This is a genomic window from Veillonellales bacterium, assembly GCA_039680175.1.
In the GTDB taxonomy this organism is placed as follows: Bacteria; Bacillota; Negativicutes; order JAAYSF01; family JAAYSF01; genus JBDKTO01.
Genome location: JBDKTO010000038.1, coordinates 43,556 through 49,555 on the forward strand (window position 1 = coordinate 43,556; position 6,000 = coordinate 49,555).

Genomic DNA, 6,000 nt, shown 5'->3' on the forward strand with positions numbered 1-6,000 from the left:
TTTTTGAATGCTAAAAAAGCGCCCATCCTGATGACCGAACGCTTTTAGTTTAAATAAATTTTCTGAAGTTTTACTGTCCATGTAAAAATACTCAATAAAACAATTACCCACAGTCAAACAAGCTTGCTTCACTATCGTTCGCACTGACAAAATTCTTACTATAAAAGGCTCTTTTAAATTTTAAAAATAACCGCTGTCTGCTGAAGTTCTTCCGCCATTTTCGCCAGCCCCTGAGCGGCGGCGGCAACCTCCTGCATCGAAGCCGCCTGCTCTTCGGTCGCTGCGGAAACGCTTTGGGCTTGATTGGAAATATGTTTGCTGGTTTTATCAATTTCTCCTATGGAAGAAACCACCTGCTGGCTGCCGCCGGCCATTTGTTCGATGGCCGCTGAAATTTCCTGAACATCGGCTGATACCTTGCTGATCAAAACCACAATATCCTTAAAGGACTGTCCCGCATTGACTACTACGCCGGAGCCAGCTTGTACCGCCTGGGTCCCCTGCTTCATCGCTTCCACTGCGTTATCCGTCTCGCTTTGAATACTTTGAATCAACGCGGCAATTTCTTTCGCCGCTTCCTGTGACTGTTCCGCCAGTTTCCTGACCTCCTCGGCGACTACCGCAAAGCCCCGTCCCTGTTCTCCCGCTCTGGCGGCTTCAATCGCCGCATTTAAAGCCAATAGATTGGTCTGCCCGGCAATCCCGGCAATGGTATCGACAATCTGGCCGATTTCCTTCGACCGTTCCCCCAGCTTGGCAACCATGGAGGCGGTTTTTGCTACTGTGGCATCAATATTGGACATCTGGGCTACAGCCGAATCGACGGCCTCGCCGCCTTTTTCTGCCGACTGAACCGTATCTTCAGCCACTGCCGCAACCGAATTGGCGTTGGCCGCTATCTGCTGGATACCGGCCGACATCTGCTGGACGGAAGCGGATGCATCGTCTAGCGCTGCTGCTTCTTGCTCCGTACCTTTAGAAACTCCGGTAATGCCGGTAGTAATTTGTTCCGCGGCCTGAGCCGACTGCTCAGTACTGGCCGTCAGTTCCTCCGACGCAGAGGTGACATTCTGCGCCGCCCCGGCAATACTCTGTACCAGTTTCCGCAGATGGTCGGCTGTAGCATTAAGCGCATGTCCCAATTCGCCGATTTCGTCTTCCGCCGTAACCGCAAGCTTCTGCGATAAATCGCCCTGGGCTACCTGCTTCAGAGCCGCCACAACATTATGCAGCCTTTTCGTAATCATCCGCGATACCCCGACTCCCGCTATGACCGACAGAACTAAGCAAAGAATCGTAATCAAAGCAATGGTGAGCCCAATGGCGGCGGCATCTTTTCTGCCTGCTTCATCTAGTTTCTCCGCCCGCTGGGCATGAAAATCGGCTAACTGGCTCAATCCTTCGTTAATTTTATCCAAATGGGGAGCAGCCGTAGTGGAAAAGTACGCATAAGCTCCCTGCTTATCTCCCGTCAGCGCCATGTCAACCGCCCTTTGCCGCTCCGCCCGATAAGCCTTTAACTCATCTTGCAGCCGGGTTAGCTGTTCTGTTTCAAAGGACTCCCTATCTGTTCCCGCATAGCTTTGCAGAAGCTTATCCACCTCGCCGGTCCGCTGCCTGGCCTCTTCCAGTATCTTCTGTTCCTGCGCTTTACTCACTCCCGGCTGAAACAGTTCCATGGTCAGTGCTTCCACTGCCCGGGACTGACTGCTGGCCGCATTGATCCACTTCACCGGCAGCAGATATTCCTTGTACAGCAAATTCATTCCGCTGCTCAGCTTGTCCACATAATAATATCCGGCAGCACCGACTACACCCGTAAACAGGGCTATAATTACAACCAGCCCTACAAGCTTCGTTCCTATTTTCAGATTATGAAACCACTGCATTTCAAGTCCCTCCATTCAAAATTGCGACGACGCTTCCCACAATATATTGAACATTCATGGAATCAATCCCAGCCTCCATAGAGACTTGCCTCTAATTCCAAAAAAAGGCGTTTGTAAACGCCTTTTTTGTCATATGGTCCCAATTGATATGGAGAATGGCATACGCTAAGATAATTTACTAGGAATAATTACGAGTTTCATTAATATAGAGGGATTATTTTAGAGTATAATAAAACAATGGATAGGTATGAAAATTTCTCTATTTCCCCCTGTAAGGACAAAACGTTTCGTAAGTATTCCGTTCAATAAATATTTCTATTTACATTTTAATTCAAATATGAATAAATTTCAAGATAAAAATTCATATTTGAACTAAATGAGGTGAGCTTTTGGTTGAAAAAAATAATCAAATGAATACCTTGGGAGAACGTCTCCAATTTCTACGCAAGCTTTCAAATGTCACCCAGAAAATCATCTATGAAGCAACGGGAATTTCTCAAAGCAATTTGAGTAAATATGAACGGAACATCACGCAGCCGACAGCGGATGCTATCGCAGCAATCTGCCGATTTTACAATGTATCCGCCGACTGGCTTCTTTTTGGGATAGAACAGAAAAATTTCGTAGTTACTAATGACCCCGAGTTATCTCATATGCTTTTTTTATTGTACAAGATGATGCAGGGAGACAAAGAAACCCGGTGCTGGGCTAAAAAACAGTTTGAATACTGCTTTAAGCCTTTTATTGAAGAAGAGTCAGACAGATTTAAAAAAGAAAGCGCTTCTCCCACTCGCTCAGAATAAGTAATAGCAGCAGCCGGTTAGTATTCTCTTGAAAAGCTGATTGACAGGAGCCCCGGGGCTCTTTTTTTTATATACAAAAAACGCGTGATCACAAGGATCCCGCGCTTTTTCGTCTAGACAGCGATTCGGTTGTCGTATAAATTAAAATCGCTTTACACTTTAAAAATAGTCGTTGCCTGCTGCAAGTCTTCCGCCATTTTCGCCAAGCTTTGGGCAGATGCGGCAACCTCTTGCATCGAGGCCGACTGTTCTTCCGTTGCGGCAGAAACACTTTGCGTTTGACCGGAAATATGTTTGCTGGCTTTATCGATTTCTTCTATGGAAGAAACAACCTGCTGGCTGCCGCCGGCCATTTGTTCGATGGCCGCGGAAATTTCCTGAACATCGGCTGATACTTTGTTGATTAAAGCCACAATGTCCTTAAAGGACTGTCCCGCATTGGCTACCACGCCGGAACCGACCTGGACCTCGTGCGTCCCCTGGTTCATCGCTTCCACCGCACTGTCGGTTTCGCTCTGAATGCTCTGAATCAAGGCCGCAATTTCCTTGGCCGCGTCTTGTGACTGTTCCGCCAGTTTCCTGACTTCTTCGGCGACTACCGCAAAGCCCCGTCCTTGTTCTCCCGCTCTGGCGGCTTCGATAGCCGCATTCAAAGCCAGCAGATTGGTCTGCCCGGCAATCCCGGCAATGGTATCGACAATCTGGCCGATTTCCTTCGACCGTTCACCCAGCTTGGCAACCATGGAAGCGGTTTTTGCTACTGTGGCATCAATATTGGACATCTGGGCTACAGCCGAATCAACGGCCTCGCCGCCTTTTTTCGCCGACTGGACCGTATCTTCAGCCACTGCCGCAACCGAATTGGCGTTGGCCGCTATCTGTTGAATACCGGCCGACATCTGCTGGACGGAAGCGGATGCACCGTCTATCGCCGCCATTTCTTTTTCCGCACCGCTAGAAACTTCCGTGATGCCGGTTGTGATTTGTTCCGCAGCCTGAGCGGACTGGTCGGTACTGGCCGTCAGTTCCTCCGATGCGGCGGTAACATTCTGCGCCGCCCCGGCAATACGCTGTACCAATTTCCGCAGATGGTCGGCTGTAGCATTAAGCGCATGTCCCAATTCGCCGATTTCGTCTTGCGCCGTAACCGCAAGTTTCTGCGATAAATCACCCTGGGCTACTTGTTTCAGCGCTGCTACGACACAATCTAACCTTTTCGTAATCATCCGTGATACCCCAACTCCCGCCAGAATAGACAGAGCTAAACAGAAAATCGTGATCACAACGATGATAATCCCGACGGAAGCAGCATCCTTTTTGCCTGCCTCATTGATTTCTTCCGCCCGCCGGGCGTTAAAGTCGGTTAACTGATTCAAGATGTTATTGACTTTATCCACATGGGGAGCAGCGGAAGTGGTAAAGTAGGCATAAGCTCCCTGCTTATCTCCTGCCAAAGCCATGTCAACGGCTTTTTGCCGTTCGGAACGATAAACCTTTAGTTCACCCTGCAGTATCGGCAGCTGTTCTTGCTCAAACGGATCCAGTTTCGCCTGCGAGTAGCTTCCCAACAGCGTATCGACCTCTCCAATCCGCTGCTTTGCCTCTTCCAGTACCTTCTGTTCCTGTTCCTTACTCACTCCCGGCTGAAACAGCTCCATGGTCAGCGCTTCGACTGCCCGGGACTGGCTGCTGGCCGCATTGATCCACTTCACCGGCAGCAAATAATCCTTGTACATCGCATTCATTCCGTCACTTAGCTTGTCCGCGTAATAATAGCCGGTGAAACCGACCACACCCATAAACAAGGCTATAATCAAAATGAGCCCGACAATTTTCGTCCCTGTCTTCAAATTATGAAACCATTGCATGTTCAATTCCCCCATTCAACGCTTGCTATTGTTCATCCTTACTAATCAAGGATTGTCAAGAGCTTCTCTCTCGGGCTTCCGCCCATTCCCAGGACATCCATATTATGAGAAAAAGTTATACTTTGCTGCCAATATTTTTGCACTTTTGTTTGCAAATCCGTAATTTTTCCCTCGGCGATACATTCCAAAAATGCGTCCAGTACAACAGGATCAAATTTTTTCTCTCTGCCCTCCCGCATAATGTTTAATGCCTGTTCAAAGCTCATAGCTTTCCGGTAGACCCGGTCTGCCGTTAACGCTTCAAAAACATCGGCCACGCTAAGAATCCGGGAAATCAGCGGGATGGCTTCCCCTTTCAGTCCAAAAGGATAGCCGCTGCCATCAAAAGCCTCATGATGATAGCGGACGTATTCGGCAATCCTTTGCAGCGGTTCAATATCTTTCAACGCATTATAGCCGATTTCGCAATGCCGCTGTATCTCTTTGTATTCCGCCGGCGTCAGTTTCCCTTGTTTCTTCAGAATATTCTCCGGAATGCCGATCTTGCCAATATCATGCAGTAAGGCGGCAACGCCAATTTCTTGCATAACTGTGAGGGGAAGCTGCAATTGCTTCCCGATCAGCAGCCCAATGCCGCATACCCTTTCCGAGTGGGTGCCGGTGGAGTGATCCCGGCTTCCAATCAGTTTTGCCAGGGAAGAAACCGTCTCAATAAACATATTGCTATTTCTGTTTTTCAACTCATACTGTTCCGTTAAGTTAACGGCGGATTCCAGAATGCATTTTACATTCCCGTTATTGTCAAAAATAGGAATGGCGGTTTGCTCAACATAAAGCTCGGATCCGTGAATTCTCCAGATATGCTGCTGAACACGGCAAACCGTCTTTTCTGTCATCACCTTTGGCACCGGACAATCTTCGCACATTTTGCCGCTGCCAAAAACATCGTAGCACTTTTTCCCCAGTATTTCCTGCTCGTGAACCCCGGATAAGCGGGAACCTTCCCGATTCAGCATGAGAATATCAAACTCCGGCGATATGAGCTTGATGGTACATGGCATATTCTCAAATATAGCTTTGCTGTTTACCTCCCGCTGCATATCCGCCAGTTTACTTTTACCCACCGTCGCCCGAAGCAGAATGAGCAAAATAAGGGACAGGCCAATATCATCCAGATATTGCAGATAGGCAGCAATCGTGCCGCTGATATGTCGAATAGTACCAAGCAGGTTTAAACCAAGATCGGCCGCAATTACGGCAATCAGCATCTTTTTCAGATTTTCCATTCATCGTCCATCCCCCAACTAAAAAACGACCAGCAACTCTGGTCGCAAAGACAACTTATCAAACGAAAACAGCGGCCTAACAACCATTGTCGTATAACGTCGATCTCTGTGAAATACATTATACCCTTTTATTCTTGCTTCGTCTATCCATTCT

At 48.1% G+C, this 6,000-nt stretch carries 4 protein-coding genes; 1 reads left to right on the forward strand and 3 read right to left on the reverse strand.

Annotated elements, in window-relative coordinates; genetic code table 11:
- Window positions 1-173 precede the first annotated feature (173 nt).
- Entirely contained in the window at window positions 174-1,889 is a 1,716-nt protein-coding gene (locus ABFC84_06280) for a methyl-accepting chemotaxis protein (GenBank protein ID MEN6412360.1), read from the reverse strand.
- Between the two features lie 389 nt (window positions 1,890-2,278).
- Between ABFC84_06280 and ABFC84_06285 the strand changes: the two genes are divergently transcribed.
- A complete protein-coding gene (locus ABFC84_06285; GenBank protein MEN6412361.1) occupies window positions 2,279-2,692 on the forward strand; it encodes a helix-turn-helix transcriptional regulator in 414 nt (137 codons plus the stop codon).
- A 152-nt stretch (window positions 2,693-2,844) separates the two neighbouring features.
- Here the strand turns inward: ABFC84_06285 and ABFC84_06290 are convergent, their stop codons facing one another.
- Window positions 2,845-4,560 (reverse strand): methyl-accepting chemotaxis protein, encoded by a 1,716-nt coding sequence (locus ABFC84_06290; protein ID MEN6412362.1) that lies wholly within the window; start codon window positions 4,558-4,560, stop codon window positions 2,845-2,847.
- Between the two features lie 41 nt (window positions 4,561-4,601).
- On the reverse strand, window positions 4,602-5,846 hold the full coding sequence (locus ABFC84_06295) for an HD domain-containing phosphohydrolase (GenBank protein ID MEN6412363.1): 1,245 nt from the start codon (window positions 5,844-5,846) through the stop codon (window positions 4,602-4,604).
- Between the last annotated feature and the right edge of the window lie 154 nt (window positions 5,847-6,000).

Excerpts from the sequence above, each read along its gene's own strand:
- ABFC84_06280 (MEN6412360.1), bottom strand. The coding sequence starts at position 1,889 with ATGCAGTGGTTTCATAATCTGAAAATAGGAACGAAGCTTGTAGGGCTG.
- ABFC84_06290 (MEN6412362.1), bottom strand. The coding sequence starts at position 4,560 with ATGCAATGGTTTCATAATTTGAAGACAGGGACGAAAATTGTCGGGCTC.
- ABFC84_06295 (MEN6412363.1), bottom strand. The coding sequence starts at position 5,846 with ATGGAAAATCTGAAAAAGATGCTGATTGCCGTAATTGCGGCCGATCTT.